Origin of the sequence: Paenibacillus sabuli, from assembly GCF_014705605.1 — a bacterium.
Lineage (GTDB): Bacteria > Bacillota > Bacilli > Paenibacillales > Paenibacillaceae > Paenibacillus_D > Paenibacillus_D sabuli.
In genome coordinates this window covers 129714-148369 of the sequence record NZ_JACXIZ010000028.1, presented here as the reverse complement: position 1 = coordinate 148369, position 18656 = coordinate 129714, and the positions used below count along the sequence as shown (strand labels likewise).

The following is an 18656-nucleotide window of genomic DNA, read 5'->3' as shown; positions in this document are numbered from 1 at the left end:
TATTCGGGCGATTGACCCTTCACACCTCCATCATACGGGGCACTCCTGTTTTTTTCAAAGCCGCTAGCTTAGCGTATACAGGAATGTTTAGCAAGGTTAGCCTGAAGAAGAAGACGTGCTACCACCAGCCATCTTATTCAAAACCAGAATAATAGCAACATTCACGTGTAGCAGCGACTATAAGCACCAGCGTCAGCAACGTCCACGTATAGCAGCGGCCATGTATAGAAAGGCGAGTAGCAACGTTCACGTGTGGTAACAACGTATGGCAACAACGTCCAGCAGCGACGTGCAACAATGACGTATAGCACAACATGCGGCAGCGACCACGAGCAAAGCGGCAAACGCCACTTAAGTTCGCGCGTGATCCAAAAAGCTGGCGACACTGCCGCCCTCAAGCACATGCCGCATCAAATCGTCGGCCGTGCGGTTGATCCGCTGCTGACGCAGCAACAGGGTCAGCAAGACGGAGACATCGATGCCGGACTCTAAATGGGAAGGAGTAACCTTGTAGCGACGTGCATCATGATTGATCCGCAGCACTGGCGGAACAGGATATTTGGCTAGCTCGAGCCATTCGGCCAAGCTTCGGCCTTGTGAAGGTGCATCGCTGGGCCGGAGCGCCGGATCGGCGGACAACCGGTCCAGGAAGGTTCTGATGAGGCAAGCGCGGCGTTTGCGGTGTTGCTGAAATCGGAGACTGTCTGATGCATGACCAAACGAATTCATTTCCATTTCCATCCCTCCGCATCCAAATTCACGAAATGACTATTCTTTATCTCTATTAGTTATACTTTTTGAATAATTATAAAGCAAACAAACATCGAATTGTGTCATTTTATGTCGAATAATTGAATTTGCGCTTTAAGGCCGTCCCTATATGCCTTTATGACTAGCCGGTCATTGCAGCAAAAACCTGGAGGGTGAAGGGAAGTACTTTTTTACTTCGTGTCGGTTCGAAAACGATTTCAAAATTTTTCTAAATCAATCAAAAAGCCGCGTACTATCAAGCAATATCTTGCAATAGGGTCGAAAGAACCGGGCGAGAGCCTCGCGGGCTTTCCCGATTGTTTTCACGGCTGCGCCGCGACCTCACGCAAAGACTGCCCGTTATGAGGGGGTTGCGCAAACAAAATGCGTTGATAGGCCTATGTAGATCCGACTGGAACAGCCAAAGGGACTTCTGCAACGATGCTTCTGATGCCACGGACTCGGGTATAAATGATAATAGGTGTTTCACATGCTTTTTGATAATAAATCTTGTATAATGCAGGCTTAGGGGGACATCGTCCTTGACGACTATATATATAGAAGAGAGGGATCCGCATGAGAACGCAATGGATTATTATCTCGGCCCTGATCTTTGCTTTGATCACCGCCGTTTTTGCGGTTATCAACGTAGAGTCGGTCGAGGTCAACTTCTGGTTTACCCAGACTCAGACCCCGTTAATTCTGGTCATTCTGGCCTCCGCCTTACTTGGCGGACTGATGGTCTTCCTGTTCGCCAGCATCCGGCAGTTCCGCCTGCAGCGCCAGATTCGCAGCCTGAAAAAACAAGTGGCCGAGCACAGCCAAGCTTCTCTCGGAGATACGCATACGCCCGAGCAAGATGCGCCGCCCTACGCAGAGGAGCCTCTGGACGAAGCGGCAGCCACGCCGGACGATCCCGAGCATAAGTCAACGCCATCCTCTTCGGAAAAAGGTACCGTATAGCCCGATCATCAAGACGTAAATATAGAGGTGCCGTCCTCTGGCAGCACCTCTATATTTACGCGCTTATTTTCTCACCTAAGCCGATCCCATCTTGCAACCTCACAATTTACGCTTACAGTGTCGATGTTGAAGACTTAGATATAATGAAGTCATGCGCGCTTCGTTCCTGTCGTCTCACCAAAGCAAGGGCCCGCGAATGCGGGCCCTTGCTTTGGTTCAATCAAAGATTACGCGTAGCGCGAATCAAACATGCTGTGCAAGCTCAGACCAAGCTGAAGTCCGAGTCCGACACGGAATTGATTGCGCGAAAAGTGTTCGTGTTCGTCTTGGTTCGATGCATAGTCGCTGGCTGCATCCAGCTCGAGACCGAGATCAAAATCGAGACCAAGGTCAGCCATCAAGCTGCCCGTGTAGTCGTCCTGATCGCGATTGCGTTCGCCTTCAACGTCCAACGCAGCATTCAGATCAGCAGCTACTCCGAGATCGAGCGACGTGTTGCTCTCGCCTTCGAAGTCCTCGTCGTTATTGCTCGTCTCGCTGTCCACCATTGCATCGGCTTCCACGTCAGCAGCTACTCCGAGGTCAAGCGACGTGTTGCTTTTGCCGTCGAAGTCCTCGTCGTTATTGCGCGTTTCGCTATCCACTGTTGCATCAGCTTCCACGTCGGCTGCTACTCCGAGATCGAGCGACGTGTTGCTCTCGCCTTCGAAATCCTCGTCGTTGTTGCGCGTTTCGCTTTCTACCATTGCATCAGCTTCTACGTCAGCAGCTACTCCGAGATCGAGCGACGTGTTGCTTTCGCCGTCGAAGTCCTCGTCGTTATTGCGCGTTTCGCTATCCACTGTTGCATCAGCTTCCACGTCGGCTGCTACTCCGAGATCGAGCGACGTGTTGCTCTCGCCTTCGAAATCCTCGTCGTTGTTGCGCGTTTCGCTTTCTACCATTGCATCAGCTTCTACGTCAGCAGCTACTCCGAGATCGAGCGACGTGTTGCTTTCGCCGTCAAAGTCCTCGTCGTTATTGCGCGTTTCGCTATCCACTGTTGCATCAGCTTCCACGTCGGCTGCTACTCCGAGATCGAGCGACGTGTTGCTCTCGCCTTCGAAATCCTCGTCGTTGTTGCGCGTTTCGCTTTCTACCGTTGCATCAGCTTCTACGTCAGCAGCTACTCCGAGATCGAGCGACGTGATGCTTTCGCCGTCAAAGTCCTCGTCGTTGTTGCGCGTTTCGCTTTCTACCGTTGCGTCGGCAGCTACGTCGGCGCCTACTCCGAGATCAAGCGACGTGTTGCTTTCGCCGTCGAAGTCCTCGTCGTTGCTGCGCGTTTCGCTTTCTACCGTTGCATCGGCAGCTACGTCGGCGCCTACTCCGAGATCGAGCGACGTGTTGCTTTCGCCGTCGAAGTCCTCGTCGTTGCTGCGCGTTTCGCTGTCCACCATTGCATCGGCTTCCACGTCGGCTCCTACTCCGAGATCGAGCGAGCTGTTGCTCTCGCCTTCGAAGTCCTCGTCGTTCGTGCGCGTCTCGCTGTCCACCGTTGCGTCAGCTTCCACGTCCGCTGCTACTCCGAGATCGAGCGCCGTATTGCTCTCGCCTTCGAAGTCCTCGTCGTTGCTGCGCGTTTCGCTGTCCACCATTGCATCGGCTTCCACGTCGGCTCCTACTCCGAGATCGAGCGAGCTGTTGCTCTCGCCTTCGAAGTCCTCGTCGTTGCTGCGCGTTTCGCTGTCCACCGTTGCATCGGCTGCTACGTCGGCTCCTACTCCGAGATCGAGGCCCAGTGCGCCGTCTCCTCCGAGCAGCCCGCGATTGCGGCCGTTATCGGAATCGGACGCTGCAGATACTTGCGTATCGGCACTCAGTCCAAGTCCTAGATTCAGGCCCAGCGCATTCTCGCTGTCCGCATAGCCTGTCTGCGAAGCCACCAACATTCCCACTGCGATCGAACCCGACAATACCGAACCTTTTACCCATTTCGTAACCTTTTTCATTTCCATGCACTCCTCTTCTTTTAATTTGATTGGGGTCAAATGTCAGAGAAGAGGTCGTGCATGGGCGGCTGTCCCGGCGGCGGCTGGTTCCACTGATCATAGCCAAGCAAATAAGTAATGATGAGTGAGCTTTCAGCTGCGCGTTGCGGCAGTTCGTCTGCCGGAATGATCGCGTACCCGACTCCGCCGGCGGCTGCGCCGCTATTGGCGCCGTTCGCACCGCCTCCCGGCGCTGCCGCCCCACCGCCGCCGCTCCCCGCACTCCATACCGGAGGTACGATGGCTTGCGGCCGCGGCCTTGGCGTGGATTGCGGCTCCCGTTGCTTACGGGACGAGGCCTCTTCCGCAGAAGAAGTCGGCGTCTGTGACGAGGAGCCTTCGGCAATCGCCGCATTCTGCGCAGCAGTCGGGTCAGCCTCTGAATCGGTTGGCTGCGTCTGGCGTTCCTCCGTACCGGACATGCCCGATGCAGACGGGTCAACTTCGGATGACGTATCCTTTTGCTGCTCTGGACGTTCGCTGTTCGGCTCGCTGCCTGTGTCCTCATCCGGCGGAGACTGCACTGGGTTCGTATCTGACTGTGCAGACTCACGCTCGGGCTGCTGGTCGACGACATCCGTCGATGCACGGTCTTCGACTTGCGGCCGTGTCGGCTCGGTATCGTTCTTCACCGGCGGCGTCTCGGTTGGCGCCTCGGTCTCTACGGGCGTGTCCGGCGGCGTCTCGGTGTCGGTTGTCGGAACATCCTTCTCCGGTGTGTCGTTGCCGTCGTCCGCTTCGACCTCAATTCCGGGAGTCTCGACTCCCGCGATTGGGGTGTCGACCTCGACCTCGCCAACCGTGACATCCGGCACCAGACCGTCGCCTCCCGTGTTCACTTCGGGCGTCTTGACGTCGGCTATTGGCGTATCGATTTCGGCTTCGCCCACCTCGATATCCGGCACCAGCCCTTCCTCCGTGTCGACCTCCAGCTTTGGTGTCTTGACGTCGCCGAGCGGCGTCTCGATTTCCACGGATGGGAGCTCGATGCCGAGCAGCCCGCTGCGGGATGGCTGTCGTTTAGCGCCTTCGTCAGCCTCCGGTTCGTCAGTCTCCGGTTCGTCAGCCATAGCAGCGGATTCATCATCTGTGGCGGATTGTGCCGCAGCGCGCGTCGCTTCGTCTTGTTCATCTTCATTGTCTGGGTCGGGGCTAGGAGCCGAATCTTGCTCAGGCTCGGTGCCTTGCGGCTCCGCTGCGGACTCGTCCGTATCGGAGCCGTCTGTTGACGCATCTGCCTCATCTGACGATCGGGTTCCGTCCTCCAGTATCGAAGTGACCGGATCGAGCACCTCGCCCAGCAGGGCGTGCGCCTTCGGCGGATGAAGCAGCTGCACAAGAATACCTGCAGTCATAATAAGTGCGGCCATAAGTGTCAACGGTACCCAGCGCCGTTGCTGCTGCTGGTTTTGGTCCATTGTTGATTCACCTCCTTTCCCGAATCGGCAAGTTGGCGTTTCATCAAGTGCCACGGCAAGCGCACCCGATTGGATCACTTGAATGCCTATTAACACCACTTCGAAGGTGGTCAAACATTCCATTTCCACAGGCAGGCCGCCGCATGCATGATCTGTGATATACTGTCGAAAAAAGGAGGTCGTCGGAATTGCCACAACTCACTGTCAGAGGCGTTGCCCCCGACATGCTTATTGCCGCAAGTGAGGCTCTGGTCCGGGAGCTCGCCGACATTTGCGCATGCGGGACGGATAATTTCACCCTCGACTGGCTGCAGACTGTTTCTGCGATAGCCGGCAAGCGCGCAGCCACCTACCCGTTCGTCGAAGTCGCCTGGTTCGAACGCGGAGCGCAGACGCGAGACCGGATGGCCGAAGCGATCACCCGCCACCTGCTTGCGGTCGGCGTGCAGGAGATTGAAGTTGCCTTCAAGGTGTATCGCGAAGATGGGTACTACGTCAATGGCGTTCGTTGCGACGCACTCTAGCTGCCAATCTGGCTATCGGCCAGGAATTCGTACGCTCTATTTTTTATCAAATCGCACAAAAACCCCGTCATTTATGACGGGGTTTTTGTTCACAACAAACAACGAACAGTTGACTCTATGAAATGCTACTTTTCTTGCAGCCGATCGAGCAAACTATGCAGAAGGACCGAGGCTTCCGCCCGGGTGACCGAAGCGGCAGGCGCATAGCGGCTTTCCGCTGTTCCTCCCATGATTTCATAGGCTACGGCGAGACCGACGTAAGGCCGGGCCCAGTCACTGATCTGCGCGCGATCGTCAAACTGCTCAAGATCCGAGAGTGCACGCGCGAGAGGCGAGGCGATTACGATCCTGCCGATAATCGCCGCCGCTTCTTCTCTCGTAATCAAGGCATGCGGAGCAAATACGTCTTCGCTCCTCCCCTCGACCCATCCATGCTCCTGAGCCGTAGCAATGTAAGGATCATATCCCTGATTCGATTGCACATCGGAAAAGGTCGACGCTTCGTCCGTTAATGGCACACACAGCAGCTCGACAACCATAGCGGTAAATTCTGCCCTGGTCAATTCGCGTTCAGGCCCCAGCTCGCCAGTCGCATGCGCGGCAAGAAGCGAATCAATGCGAGCATTCCACTCCGTGTTCGACCAGTAGGCCGCAAGATGCGAAAAGCTTGGATCTTTCGGACAAGCGTTGGCGTTTGCCCCCGGTGTCCCGTCAGATGCAGAATCCATTGCCGACGCATCGTTATTCTGCGAATCCCTTCCTGCGGAAGCATCGCTTGCCGGAGGGTTCGTCCCAGCACCGCCATCGGCATCATCCGACCCGGTGCCCGATTCGTTGCCGCCGATGTCACCCGAGCCGGCAGCTTGATTGTCACTGCCGGTGTCGTCCGAACCTGCGTCCGAATCGCCGCCATCGGCGCTTCCTTCGTTATCGTTCGAATTGTCGTCGTTCCCGCCTGCGCCCTCATCCGTGCCGGGGTCCGCAGGATTGCCGCCCTCTCCTCCATTGTCGTCTGCACCGCCATCGGCATCATCCGATCCGGCGCCCGAATCGTTGCCGCCGATGTCACCCGAGCCGGCATCTTCCCCGGACCCGCCTATTCCGAGCGTTACACCGACATCTGCATTGACTCCAAGGTCCAGCAGGCTGTCCTGCTCGCCTTTGTCCGATCCCTCTTCCTCATCCGTCTTGCCGCCGATGACGACGTCCGCTGCCACGTCCGCGTCCGCTCCAAGGTCCAGCAGGCTGTCTTCCTCGCCTTCGCTCGCTCCCTCTACGTCATGCGTCTTGCCGCCGATGACGACGTCCGCTGCCACGTCCGCGTCCGCTCCGAGGTCCAGCAGGCTCCCTTGCTCGCCTCTGCCAGATCCTTCGTGTGCGCGATCGTCGCCCGATTGCGCAGCGACCTGCGCGTCCGCGTTCAGGTCAAGTCCGAGCTTCAGCCCGAGCACGTTGCCGTCGTCCGCGTAGCCGGTATGCGATGCTACCAGCAGCCCCACTGCGACCGTGCCCGACACGATAACGCCTTTTGTCCATGTTGCGATTGTTTTCATTCCGATGCACTCCTCTTCTTTTAATTTGATTGCACTCAAATTGGAAAGAAAAGGTCGTGCATCGGCGGCTGCCCCGGCGGCGGCTGATTCCACTGGTCGTAGCCCATCAGATACGTAAGCATGATCACACTCTCAGGCGCATCGTCCGGCAGCTCGTCCTCCGGCAAAAGGGCAAAGCCAAAGCTAGGGGAGCCCGGGCTTGCTTGGCCGCTCCCTCCCGCTGCGCCGCCCGACGCCGATCCTCCACCGTAGCTGAAGCCACCCCAGCCCGCAGGCAGAGTAGCTCGCGGCATCGGACGAGGCGCCTCACCCTTGTCAGACGGCTCCGAAGGCTCTGCCGCTGTCAACGGCGCCGACTGGCGCGAGGCTGGCTCGTCCAGTCCGGCAATAGCGGAGGCGGGCGCTATGGGCGACCGAACCGAAGAAGACGGGGGGACTGGCTCCCGCTCCTCTGAACCGGATGGCGCCACCGCCTGCGCCGGCGCGTGCCCCGCTGTCTCCGATTGACCAACTCCCGAATCGGAATCCGGCAATTGCTCCTCTTGGCGGCTATCCTGCTCAGCCAGACTGGAAGCCTGATCCGGACCCTCGTCTCGGCGGATCGGCGAGGCTTCGTCTGCCTTATTGACCTCGGCTTGATCTGCAACATCCGGTGGCGCGTGAGCCCGATCTGCCTCCGTGAGCGGATCGTCCTTGTCCGGACGCATGGGGGCTCCGGGCGTATCGCCTTCTTCTTCGCTGCCGCTGTCGGGAGCCGGATCAGGCCGATCCGGACCGGGCTCCGGCGGCTCAGCCGCTTCGCCTTCATTCTCCGGCTCCTCTCCCTCGTCGGGTGGGAGATCCGGCCCATCCCCGTCGTCGCCGACCGCTATGACCGGCGTCCGGACCCCCACGATCGGCGTCTTCACCTCGACTTCTCCGACCGCAATGTCTGGCACGAGCCCATCGCCTCCCAGCTTGACCTCCGGCGTCTGGACCTCTGCGACGGGGGTATGAACCTCGGCTTGTCCAATCGAGACGTCCGGCACGAGGTCTTCGCCCCCGGCTGCGACTGTCGGGGTGCGGACCTCTGCGATCGGCGTGTCCACCTCGACCTCGCCGACCGACGCCTCCGGGACGAGGCCGTCATCCAGGCCCCCGCTCACCTCCGGTGTCTTGATCTCGCCGACCGGCGTCTCAATATCGATAGCCGGAAGCTCGATGCCGAGCAGGCTGCCGCCGGAAGCCACCTCGTCTTCCTCGCGGGTCTCGGGGGTTTGTCCTTCTTGGTCGTCCGCCGCTGGCTGACCTGCATCGTCTACATCGGCCGTATCCTCGGGACTCGCGGTCTCGCTCTCATTCACTGCAGGAGTGGCCGTATTCGAAGGGCTGCTCGCGCGCGGCTGTTCTGCATCAGACACCTTCTCTTGTTGCTCGGAGGCGGGTGGACCGTCCGCCGTGGAGCTGTCCGTCGATACAGCTGCGTCATCCGTCGACTCGGCTTCGCCCTCCAGCACCGAAGTGACCGGTTCGAGCACTTCTCCGAGCAGGGCAAAGGCCTTCGGCGGATGAAGTAGCTGCCCAAAAATGGCCAATGTCATGAAAAATATGGCAAGCCCTGCCACCGACGCAACCCTATGCCGCCGCTTTTCGTCTTTCTGCACGTTTGATTCACCCCCTTTCCCAATAACGGCAGGATGGCGTTTCACCAAGTGGATGGGAATAATCCCCTAATCGTCCACTTGTATGCGTATTAACACAGATCGCGGCTCGTCCAAACATCAAATTGCTCGGCGCCCAAAAAAGTAGGCCTGGATGCAGGATCGGAGTAGGCTTGCATGTATGGCCAGGCGCATGTGCAGGGCGGTAGGTCCGAGCCTATGCCTCCGACACCGTCAGGTAGCGCAAATGCTCCGGCAGCACGGTCAATTCCACAGGTGTCTCCAAATAGATTTCCCCGTCCGTATCGGCCCGCTTCGGCATGGCGGTCGACAGACGCAGCCGGCGCGTGCGCAAATGCGCAATCGCCGGATTATCGGAGGTCCACTCCTCTTGATTGCGCTGGGAAAGCACCTCGATCAGCAGCGGCAAGCCCGCCTCGCGCACGATATAGACGTCGAATTCCCCGTCCGCCGCCGAATCCAGCGTGCCCGGCAGCGCGTTGGTACCGAGGAATCGCCCGTTGGCGACAAGGATCATGACGGCCTCTCCCTCCAGACGCTCTCCGCCCTCCGGCTCCAGCACGTAGTCAAACGATTCCGCATTCGTCACGGTTTGCAGCGTGCTCAGAAAATAACTCAGCTTGCCGAGCTTGCCCTTCAGATTGCGGTCAATATTCTCCGAGGTCTCCGTGATCAGTCCGATACCGAAAAAGTTCGAAAAATAACGATCCCCCGCCTGACCAACATCCAGTCTGCGCGGCTCCGCCTCCAGCAGCGCCGCCGCGGCCTGATCGAGGTCCTGCGGCATGCCGAGCGTCCGCGAGAAGTCGTTGCATGTGCCGCCCGGCAAAATGCCGACGACCGGAGGATGGCTAAGCCCCGCCAAGCCGTTGACGCATTCGTGCACCGTGCCGTCGCCGCCCAGCACCAGCAGCATCTCCACCGCCTCGCCGTGCTCGCGGCAGATGCGCTCCGCATCCTGCGGGCCCTCGGTCTGCTTCAAGATGAGCTCCCCGATTTGCGGTGCCAGCACAGGTACGATTTGCCCGAGCCGCTTGCCCATATCCTCTTGTCCGGCATTCCCGTTGTATAGCAACAGCGCATTTTTGTACCGCATGGCTGATCCTCTCCCATCTCCTTAATTGGTCTTGCTATCATTTTACCCGAGTCGTTCGAAGCGCTAATCAAAACATGAAATCAAGCGTTTTCATTTGATTGCGGCAGATATTGGGCGAAAACCCGGCTTTTTTGACCGAATTTAGATTTTTCTGAATATTTACAAAACATAAACAATAGCCTATAGTAAAAGCAAGCTCACAACGGAGAGGGGATAGTCCAATGGAGCAGGGATAGCGAAGCATATCGTCCATCGTGCTACGGCTCCCAGCCTAAAGACCTGGCCCGAAGCATCGGATATGCGGGGAATCGGCGATCGTCGGAAGGGATCGTAAAAACGGGAAAGGATCGAAAAATAACGTCTACTGCGAAGTTAAGGTGTACTTGTGTTAACCGAGCAAGTCAGCGAATGAATGGAGTGCAGTAAGCAATTGAATAGTCAATCGTACGAATAGGAATTCCGGTTATCGTCGATAAGCGGAATTCCTATTATTCGTGTGCCCGGAGCGGTGCATGCGTGCGATGCTGAAAAAAAAGCCAGACGGCTGCGCCGTCTAGCTGTAGTTGTGCGTCGTCTCGACCGTGCCGTCCATCCGATGAATGACGGCGGTGCTGTTGCGCTCGGATGCCCGTTCTTTGGCCAGCTTGACGGCCTCGTCCTTGGTATCCAGCACGCGCTCGGGACGCTGCGCGCCCTCCGACTTGAGCGCCCATCCCTGGTCGTGCGGGACGACATGCACATGGGGCTCGTCGCCCTTGCCTTCATGCTGCGGATGCTCCTCCGCCCACGACTTCGCCTGCGACGTCGCAATCGGAATGGCCCGGCCTTCGCTATAGCCGTCGTCCAATAACGCATTGGCGATTTCGATCGCTTTGTTGCGCGTGCGGGCCTCCAGATTTTTGAGCGAATCGGGATAATCCTGCCTCGTCCACGGCATGTCAGTTGTCCCTCCTGACCTGCTCCTCCTGCGCGACAGCCGTATAGTCGTGGCCGTACGACCGCGCATGAACGGAGTTGCTGGAGGTGAAGGCGTCGTGCACGATGCCGCGATGGTCCTCGCGCGGCTCCACCATGACCAGGATCCGTCCGTCCTTGACATAGTCGCTGTACATCTGCGCGTCCTCCTCGGGAATGCCCATGCCGATCAGCCCGCCCACGAGCCCTCCGGCGCCGGCTCCGACAGCTGCGCCCGTCAGCGCCGCCGCGATCGGTCCAGCTGCGAGCAGCGGCCCGACTCCGGGCACCGCCAATGCGCCGACGCCGGCCAGCAGGCCGGTCAGCCCGCCGAGCACGCCGCCGGCGGTAGCCCCGGCCGCCAATCCTTCGGGCGCTTTCGTCCCGGTTGCCTCCGCTACCTGCTCGACTTCCTCTTCGTCCTTGGCCACGACCGAGATTTCATCCGACCGGTAGCCCTGTTTTTTCAAGCTCTCGATTGCCGCTACCGCTTCCTCGCCCGTATGAAAAACGCCGACCACCTTGTGTGACTGGTCCATCGTCGATCCCTCCTCAAGGCGTAAGTTCAGCCGATGTGGCTGCTTGCCCTAGTATTACCCTTCGGGCATCGGGACTAAACGAATCGCCTCCTTGGCCGCCGCGGCGGCCCCGCTGTACCTCACAGAATCGGGGACAACAGGCGCGCCAGCGATTCCTTGAGCTTCAGCATGAGCGAGCGCTTCAGATAGGCCTCCCAGGTCAGCTCGGTGCTCACCTCGATATCCTGCTGGAAGATTCGCCATAGCCGCGTCGCCGTCTCGGTATCGAAAATAAAAGCGTTCATTTCAAAATTGAGCCGGAAGCTGCGAATGTCGATGTTCGACGTGCCGACCGAAGCCAGCCGCCCGTCCACGACGATCGTCTTGGCATGCAGGAAGCCGTCGCTATACAAGAAGACGCGCGCCCCGCTCTCGAGCAGCTCGCCGAGATAAGACGACGAAGCCCAATACACAACCTTGTGGTCGGGATTGTTCGGAATCATGACCTGCACATCCACGCCCGAGGCCGCCGCGAGCTTGAGCGCCGTGAGCAGACTCTCGTCCGGAATGAAATACGGCGTCTGCAGGCAGATGCTTTGCTTGGCGGCGTAGATCATTTTGAGATAGCCGTTTTTGATCTGCTCCCATTCCGAATCCGGCCCGCTGGAGACGATCTGCATGCCGACGCTGCCCGGCTCGTGAACTTCCGGGAAGTAGCGGCGCTTGAGCAGGAACTGATGGACCGACGCCAGATTCCAGTCGAGCACGAATTGCACCTGGATCTGCTGCACCGCGCTGCCCTCCAGCCGCAGATGCGTATCGCGCCAAGCGCCGTAACGCTTGTTCAGACCGAGGTACTCGTTGCCGATATTGAAGCCGCCCAGGTACCCGTACTTGCCGTCGATGATCGCCAGCTTGCGGTGATTGCGGTAATTGAGCCGCAGATTCAGCAGCGGAATCCGGGACGGAAAAAAAGCCGCCACATAGCCCCCCGCCTGCGTCAGAGGCTGAAAAAAACGCCGCGGCAGCGCGCGCGAGCCGACGTGGTCGTACAAAAAGCGCACCTCTACGCCGGCGGCGGCCCGCTCGGCAAGCGCCTTCACCAGCCGATTGCCGAGCTCGTCGTCGCGCACAATGAAATAGAGTAAGTGAATATGATCCTTGGCCGCGGCGATCGTGTCCAGCAAAGAGTCGAACTTGCTCTGGCCGTCGGTGAAGATCTCGACCCGGTTGTCCTGGGTGAACAGCGCCCGGCTGCTGACCAGATTCATAAAAATCATGTCGTGGTAGCGGGTGATTTCCGGGTCCTTGAATTTGATTTTGCGCTGCTCCAGCAATTGAAACTGGTTATGAAGAATATGCCGGATATGGCGCAGCCGGTCGATCTTGATTTTGTAAATTTTGCGGCGGCTCAGATTCTGCCCGATAATGAGGTACAGAATAAACCCGACGCTCGGTAAAAAAAACAGCACGAGCAGCCACGCCCAGGTCGCCGCAACGTTGCGCCGTTCCAAAAAAATGACCGTGGCCGCCAAAAAGATATTCAGAACATATAGAAGAATGACGATATTTTGCAGCATCGGTATGACGCACCCCTATTTTTTAGCGCTAGTACCATCATACCTGTAAAGCGCCGCCAAGAACAACTGCAAGTTTGGAGGGGGCCGACATTCTGCTCGGGGCCGGGCGACTTGAACTATCCATGCGGCCTGCCCCGTTCACGCCACGATGTGAGCGAAAACCAGCTGTAATGGACATGAGCGAAACATGAGCGACGCTTAGCGCCATTTCTTGGCGCCCTTTCACGTGTAACGGACTGACGGGCGCTTAGCCGGGGTTCCGGTCCTTGAATCGGTCTCAAACGACCGCTAAGCGTCGCTGGTGTCCGTTAGAGCTTCCGCCCGGAGTGACGCCGCCCCGTGCCGTGCGCGTCGCCAAGCTCCCGGCGTGCACGGTTCGGCAGCATCGAGACGGTGAGACGAAGGCTGGTCACTTCACGACACGAGGCATGATTAGCATCACGGCCCGTGCCCCTCCGCCGCCCAACGGCAAAAAGTCGGCCCGCAGAAAACGCGGACCGACTCCTTAGCTAATTGTTGGCTTATTAGCCTTCTGAATTGATTCTCGGCATACGGCTGGACAAGCTCAATGCGCCCATTCATTCCGAACTCCGACCTCGATCAGCCGCTGCTGCTTCATGCGCTGTCTTGGATCCGATTCGTTCGGTCGCCTCTTCTCAGGGCGCTTCAGTGCGCCTCTTCCGTCGCGCCTTCCGCTGCTCCGCCTTCTGCCGCTTCGCCTTCGGCTGCTTCGTCCGCTGCCGGAGCGAGCTTGTTGTCGATATCCGCGCCGTCGCGCAGCTCCTGAACCCATGTGCCGGCGCGCTGACCGACTTGCTGGCTCAACAGCGTCGCGTAGATGTCGTCCTTGACGTCCTCGTAGGCCGGCGTATCCGCCTCGGTGCGGTCCGTCACCTTGATGATGTGGAAGCCGAATTGCGACTGCACGATGTCGCTGACCTCGCCAACCTCAAGCGCAAAAGCCGCTTCCTCGAACTCGGGCACCATCTGACCGCGTCCGAAAAAGTTCAGGTCGCCGCCGTTGCTGGCGCTGCCGTCGGTGGAGTACTGCTGGGCCAGCTCGGCAAAGTCTGCGCCGCCCTCCAGCTCCTGCATCACGGTCTCGGCTTCCTCCTGCGACGCCACCAGAATATGCGAGGCCCGTACTTGCTCCTCCGTGCCGAATGCCCCCTGATTCTCGTCAAAATATTGCTGCATTTGCTCGTCGGTAATGTCGAATTCCGGCTCCAGCACCTTGGTGATCAGGACATTGGGCCGCAATTGCTCGCGCAGCTGCTCGATCGTCAGGTTGTTCTGCGCCAGCACCATGTCGAATTGCTCCTCGGACGGGTAGCTGTCCTTGATGCGCTGCAGCTCCGCATCGACGTCGGCGTCGGTCACCTCCACGCCGGCGGACTCGGCCTCCTGGCGGACGAGCTCGTTGGCGATCATCTGGTCGAGCAGCCCTGCGCCGCCTTGGTTGACGACCTCGTGCAGGAATTCCTCCTGGCTGATGGCCACGCCGTTGACCGTGGCCGCCGCTTCGCCCTCCGAAGCGGTGCCGCTGCCTTCGTTTGTCGCGATCATGACGATCAGGAGCACCGCCAGCAACGCCGAGAATCCGATCCACACCTTCGGATTGTGCGGGCTCTTGGGCGCCTCCTGGGCCCCGGGCGGCTGACCCGGCTCCGCCTGATTCGGCGTGTCGTACTGCTTGTCTGTCATCTGTCTATACCCCTTTCCATTCGTAACTGTCACTGTATCTTATCGTACCAGATCCTGTCTCAAAAAACCTTAAATCTACATAAAAAAATAAACGCGCTCCGCATTCGCGCGCGGTCTCCAAATTCGCCTTGGCGAATTCGAATTGCAGGTTCGCCAGCCAACGTGTACTATTTTTAGGTACCCTCTCGGGAACGTGCCGCATTGCCGGACTTAGAATGGAGGTGCCCCCGGGTGTCCGTAAAAACCAAGCTTTCTTTGTTTATTACGCTGCTGGTCAGCATCGTACTGACCTTGAACATCGCCTTCTACTATATCACGACACGCAGCGAGCTGCTACTGGCCATCCAGCGCCAATCCCAAGCCTTCGCCAGCCAGATCGGGGCCACGCTGGAAGTGTCCCAGCAGGCCAAAAACGAAATCGAGCTCGAGGTCGGCAGCCGGCTGCGCGCATCCGCCGTCGCCGCGCGCGAGCTGCTGCCGCCGGCGATTGACCGCATCACGAATGACGACCTCGTTCGCGTCAGCGCTCAGGTCGGCGTGGACCATATCACCCTGTGGGTCAGGGAGGACGAGGACATCGTCGTCCGCCGCTCGTCCGAGCCCGCGGAGCTTGGCATGAGCGCCAAGACCTGGGACTACTGGTTTACCGCTTTTCATCAACTGTTCGACCTGGAGCCCGTCACGGTCAAGGAAGGCCAGACCCTCGCGCATTACTGGTCCGGCCCTTACAATTTTGCGACCTCGGACCCCGGCGTGATCAATAAGTGGGGATACTACTACGACGGCAGCACCGACTATATGATCAACCCGTACGTGAATGCCGACACACTGCTGCAGTTCGAGCATTTGAGCGGAACGGAGGCGGTGCTGCAGACGATTGTGTCGGACAATCCGGCCGTTGTCGAAATTGCCGGACTTGACCCCGAGTTTTTTGGCAAGGATCCGATTCTGAAGCTGAAAAAGGGCCAGCTCGTGCACAATCTCGACGTGCGCGGCGTGCTGTTCGGCAGCTACGGCGCCGGCGACGAGGCCGCCGATATCGAGGCGCTTCGCCAAGCCGTCTCCAGCGGGGAAATGACGACGGTCCGGACAGAACGGGCAGACGTCGATCTTGTTCGATACATTATTCCGATGTCCGGCGCCTTCGGCGAATACGCCATCGGGATTGCTTTTGACAGGGCCATGCTGCAGAAGCCGCTCTTCGATCAGCTGCTGCTGCACACGGCAATCTCGGCCGTGCTCGTGCTCGTTACCCTGGTCGTCAGCTATGTGCTGGCCGGGCTGCTGCTGCGTCCGATCCACGAGGTGCTGCGGGGCGTCGGCGCCATTGCCTCCGGCAACTTCGGGACCACGATCGGCGCAGCCGCTCGGCGCGATGAGCTCGGGCTGTTGGCCGGCCGGATCAATGCCATGTCGGACAGCCTGGGCAGCTACCTGCGCCGCGTCAACGAGTCGGCGGAGGAGCTGCGCAGCACCAAAGAATACTTGCAGTCGTTCATCGACCATACCTCCGATGCCATCCACGTCTCCGATCTGTCGGACAAGGTGCTCAGCGCCAATCGCGCCTTCGAGACCATCTACGGCTGGCGTCCGGAGCAGATCGTCGGGCAGCGGCTGACCAACATCCCGGAGGAACTGCAAGCCGAGTATGCCTCGCTCATCGCCCGCATGCAGCGCGGCGAGGCCGTCAACGATTACGAGACGGTCCGGCTGACCCGCAGCGGCGAGCCGATTGACGTCAGCCTGACCATCTCGCCGATCCGCGACAGCGCCGGACAGATGATCGCGGTCGCCTCGATCTCGCGCAACATCACCGCGCGCAAGCAGACCGAGGAGATGATCCGCCGCTCCGAGAAGCTGTCGGTGATCGGCCAGCTCGCCGCGGGCGTGGCGCACGAGATTCGCAATCCGCTGACGACGCTGCGCGGCTTCGTCCAGCTGCATCAGACCAAGGGCACGCTCAGCAAGGCCTATCTGGACATCATGCTCGACGAGCTCGACCGCATCAACTTTATCATCAGCGAATTCCTCGTGCTGGCCAAGCCGCAGGTCACCGCCGTCAGCGACGTCGATGTGCGCGAGACGCTGCGCGCACTCGTCGTCCTCCTCGACTCGGAGGCCGGCCTGAGCGGCGTCAACATCGAGACCGACTACAACACGGATCAGCCCTATGTACGCGGGGAGGCGAATCAGCTCAAGCAGGTATTCCTCAACGTGATGAAGAATGCCATAGAAGCAATGCCCGGCGGCGGGCGGCTGACGATCGCGCTTGGCGCCGAGGGTGCGGACCGGATCGCGGTCCGCTTCGCCGATACCGGCGTCGGCATGTCGGAGGAGACGCTGCGGCGCATTGGCGAGCCCTTCTTCACCACCAAGGAGGAAGGCACCGGCCTGGGCCTGATGGTCTCCCAGCAGATCGTCGCCAATCACAAGGGCGATCTCCGGATCGACAGCGCGCCCGGCGCGGGCACGACCGTCGAGATCCTGCTGCCCTGCATCGGCCAGGCCGCGCCGTCACTGCCGGGCGAGGCCTGACATATACTGTATCAGCGAAGGGAGGGCACGGCCATGGATATCCGCAGGATGCGACTGGACGAACCGTCCGATCACACGATCAGCGAGGAGCGGGACGAGTACGCCCGCGATTATGCCCGGCTGATCCAGTCTCCCGCCGTGCGGCGGCTGCAGGGCAAGTCGCAGGTATTCGGGGCGGGGACCGGCGATTACTACCGCACCCGGCTCACCCACTCCCTGGAGGTGTCGCAGATCGCGCGCGAGGTGGCGCGGCGGCTGCAGCGGCAATACCCGCTGCTGACCACCGGCGAGCACCCCGGCCTGATGATGGACCCCGATGTCGTCGAATGTGCGGCGCTGGCGCATGATCTCGGCCATCCGCCCTTCGGGCACAAGGGCGAAGAGATCCTGAACCAGCTGCTGACCGCCCACGCCGGTCTGCCCTACGAGGGCAACGCGCAGAACTTCCGTATCCTGATGTTCCTGGAGAAGCGCGCCGGCAGCGGCAGCGGACTCGACCTGACGGCCGCGGTGCTGCTCGCGATCAACAAATACCCGCACTCGATGCGCGAGCCGGGCCGTCTCAAGGGCGTCTATCCGTCGGAGTGGGAGGCGATCGAGCGGCTGCGCGCGCTGTGGGGCATGCCGGAGGGCTGCGGGACGCTGGAGACCCAGCTGATGGACCTGTGCGACGACATCGCCTATTCGACGCACGACATCGAGGACGGCATCCGCGCCGGCAAAATCCCGATGGATCGGGCCTTCTTCGAAGACGACCGGCTGATCGAGAGCGTCGTGCTGGAGATCGAGAACGACGCCGGCAATGCAGCGCTGCGCTGGAGCGAGGTCGAGATTCCGCAGATGGTCAAGCGGGTGCTCGCGGCCTATGTGGAGCAATGGGGCGAGCTCTACCGGCTGTGCGAGCGCGAGCCGTCGCGGACGCGCCGCGAGATGAAGGCGCGCTGGGTGAGCCGCTTCGCCAGCGCGGTCGGCGTGCTCGACGACCCGGACCGCGCCTGGAAGCAGGTGACCTTTGTCACGGACGGCGCGCAGGACTTCGAGCTGCTGCGCACGATGGAGATTCTCAAGAAGCTGGCCTGGGTGACGCTGGTCAAGGACTTCCGCGTCCAGCGGCTGCAAAAGCGCAGCGAGATCCGCATCCGCCGGCTATGGGACAGCTTCATCGTGCCGGAGCAGGGCCGGCTCATCCTGCCGCCGGACTGGGTGGACAATTACGAGCTGCACAAGCGCGAGTGGAGCTGGCCGCGGCTGGTGGCCGATTACATCTCGGGGATGACCGACGCCTATGCGGAGAAGGTGTACACCGAGCTGTTCGCCGGACGGTCCGGCTCGATCTACGAGATGGACTGAGGGCGGCCCGGACGGCAACG

14 protein-coding genes are annotated in these 18656 nt (G+C 59.8%); 4 read left to right on the top strand and 10 right to left on the bottom strand.

The genetic code is table 11. The annotated features are described in order from the left end of the window. Positions 1-351: 351 nt before the first annotated feature. Positions 352-741, bottom strand: coding sequence for a hypothetical protein (locus tag IDH44_RS17255; RefSeq protein WP_190919784.1), 390 nt, complete (start codon positions 739-741; stop codon positions 352-354). 585 nt (positions 742-1326) lie between these two features. Here IDH44_RS17255 and IDH44_RS17250 point away from each other — a divergent pair. Continuing rightward, positions 1327-1713 carry a LapA family protein gene (locus IDH44_RS17250; protein ID WP_190919782.1) on the top strand — a complete coding sequence of 129 codons (387 nt, stop codon included), beginning with the start codon at positions 1327-1329 and terminating at the stop codon, positions 1711-1713. A gap of 227 nt (positions 1714-1940) precedes the next feature. Here IDH44_RS17250 and IDH44_RS17245 read toward each other — a convergent pair whose 3' ends face one another. Together IDH44_RS17245 and IDH44_RS17240 are read right to left on the bottom strand one after the other, a co-directional pair. Then, the gene (locus IDH44_RS17245) at positions 1941-3704 is read right to left on the bottom strand and encodes a midas domain-containing protein (RefSeq protein WP_190919780.1); all 1764 of its coding nucleotides are present in this window, start codon (positions 3702-3704) and stop codon (positions 1941-1943) included. 35 nt (positions 3705-3739) lie between these two features. Continuing rightward, on the bottom strand, positions 3740-5161 hold the full coding sequence (locus IDH44_RS17240) for a hypothetical protein (protein ID WP_190919778.1): 1422 nt from the start codon (positions 5159-5161) through the stop codon (positions 3740-3742). Positions 5162-5349: 188 nt separating this feature from the next. On the opposite strand from IDH44_RS17240, the gene IDH44_RS17235 reads away from it, so the two are divergent. Beyond that, complete coding sequence (locus IDH44_RS17235; protein WP_190919776.1) at positions 5350-5685, top strand: DUF1904 family protein; 336 nt, start codon at positions 5350-5352, stop codon at positions 5683-5685. A 125-nt stretch (positions 5686-5810) separates the two neighbouring features. On the opposite strand, the gene IDH44_RS17230 is transcribed toward IDH44_RS17235, so the two are convergent. The 7 genes from IDH44_RS17230 to IDH44_RS17200 form a co-directional block, all read right to left on the bottom strand. Beyond that, on the bottom strand, positions 5811-7238 hold the full coding sequence (locus tag IDH44_RS17230) for an S-layer homology domain-containing protein (RefSeq protein ID WP_190919774.1): 1428 nt from the start codon (positions 7236-7238) through the stop codon (positions 5811-5813). Positions 7239-7273: 35 nt separating this feature from the next. Continuing rightward, positions 7274-8881: a hypothetical protein gene (locus IDH44_RS17225; protein ID WP_190919772.1), complete on the bottom strand. Its 1608-nt coding sequence runs from the start codon at positions 8879-8881 to the stop codon at positions 7274-7276. Positions 8882-9095: 214 nt separating this feature from the next. Beyond that, the gene (locus IDH44_RS17220) at positions 9096-9995 is read right to left on the bottom strand and encodes a diacylglycerol/lipid kinase family protein (protein WP_190919770.1); all 900 of its coding nucleotides are present in this window, start codon (positions 9993-9995) and stop codon (positions 9096-9098) included. 553 nt (positions 9996-10548) lie between these two features. Beyond that, positions 10549-10932: a DUF2188 domain-containing protein gene (locus IDH44_RS17215; protein WP_190919769.1), complete on the bottom strand. Its 384-nt coding sequence runs from the start codon at positions 10930-10932 to the stop codon at positions 10549-10551. Position 10933: 1 nt separating this feature from the next. Beyond that, positions 10934-11488: a general stress protein gene (locus IDH44_RS17210; RefSeq protein WP_190919767.1), complete on the bottom strand. Its 555-nt coding sequence runs from the start codon at positions 11486-11488 to the stop codon at positions 10934-10936. Positions 11489-11607: 119 nt separating this feature from the next. Further along, entirely contained in the window at positions 11608-13047 is a 1440-nt protein-coding gene (cls, locus tag IDH44_RS17205; RefSeq protein WP_190919765.1) for a cardiolipin synthase, read from the bottom strand. A 666-nt stretch (positions 13048-13713) separates the two neighbouring features. Beyond that, positions 13714-14751 carry a foldase protein PrsA gene (locus IDH44_RS17200; protein WP_190919763.1) on the bottom strand — a complete coding sequence of 346 codons (1038 nt, stop codon included), beginning with the start codon at positions 14749-14751 and terminating at the stop codon, positions 13714-13716. Between the two features lie 231 nt (positions 14752-14982). Between IDH44_RS17200 and IDH44_RS17195 the strand changes: the two genes are divergently transcribed. Continuing rightward, complete coding sequence (locus IDH44_RS17195) at positions 14983-17286, top strand: ATP-binding protein (RefSeq protein ID WP_190919760.1); 2304 nt, start codon at positions 14983-14985, stop codon at positions 17284-17286. Positions 17287-17319: 33 nt separating this feature from the next. Beyond that, complete coding sequence (locus tag IDH44_RS17190; protein WP_190919759.1) at positions 17320-18636, top strand: deoxyguanosinetriphosphate triphosphohydrolase family protein; 1317 nt, start codon at positions 17320-17322, stop codon at positions 18634-18636. Positions 18637-18656 lie beyond the last annotated feature (20 nt).

Bases quoted from the DNA above. Each gene is read 5' to 3' on its own strand.
- IDH44_RS17200 (WP_190919763.1), bottom strand. From the start codon at position 14,751: ATGACAGACAAGCAGTACGACACGCCGAATCAGGCGGAGCCGGGTCAG.
- cls (WP_190919765.1), bottom strand. From the start codon at position 13,047: ATGCTGCAAAATATCGTCATTCTTCTATATGTTCTGAATATCTTTTTG.
- IDH44_RS17255 (WP_190919784.1), bottom strand. From the start codon at position 741: ATGGAAATGGAAATGAATTCGTTTGGTCATGCATCAGACAGTCTCCGA.
- IDH44_RS17215 (WP_190919769.1), bottom strand. From the start codon at position 10,932: ATGCCGTGGACGAGGCAGGATTATCCCGATTCGCTCAAAAATCTGGAG.
- IDH44_RS17210 (WP_190919767.1), bottom strand. From the start codon at position 11,488: ATGGACCAGTCACACAAGGTGGTCGGCGTTTTTCATACGGGCGAGGAA.
- IDH44_RS17230 (WP_190919774.1), bottom strand. From the start codon at position 7,238: ATGAAAACAATCGCAACATGGACAAAAGGCGTTATCGTGTCGGGCACG.
- IDH44_RS17220 (WP_190919770.1), bottom strand. From the start codon at position 9,995: ATGCGGTACAAAAATGCGCTGTTGCTATACAACGGGAATGCCGGACAA.
- IDH44_RS17245 (WP_190919780.1), bottom strand. From the start codon at position 3,704: ATGAAAAAGGTTACGAAATGGGTAAAAGGTTCGGTATTGTCGGGTTCG.
- IDH44_RS17190 (WP_190919759.1), top strand. From the start codon at position 17,320: ATGGATATCCGCAGGATGCGACTGGACGAACCGTCCGATCACACGATC.
- IDH44_RS17240 (WP_190919778.1), bottom strand. From the start codon at position 5,161: ATGGACCAAAACCAGCAGCAGCAACGGCGCTGGGTACCGTTGACACTT.
- IDH44_RS17250 (WP_190919782.1), top strand. From the start codon at position 1,327: ATGAGAACGCAATGGATTATTATCTCGGCCCTGATCTTTGCTTTGATC.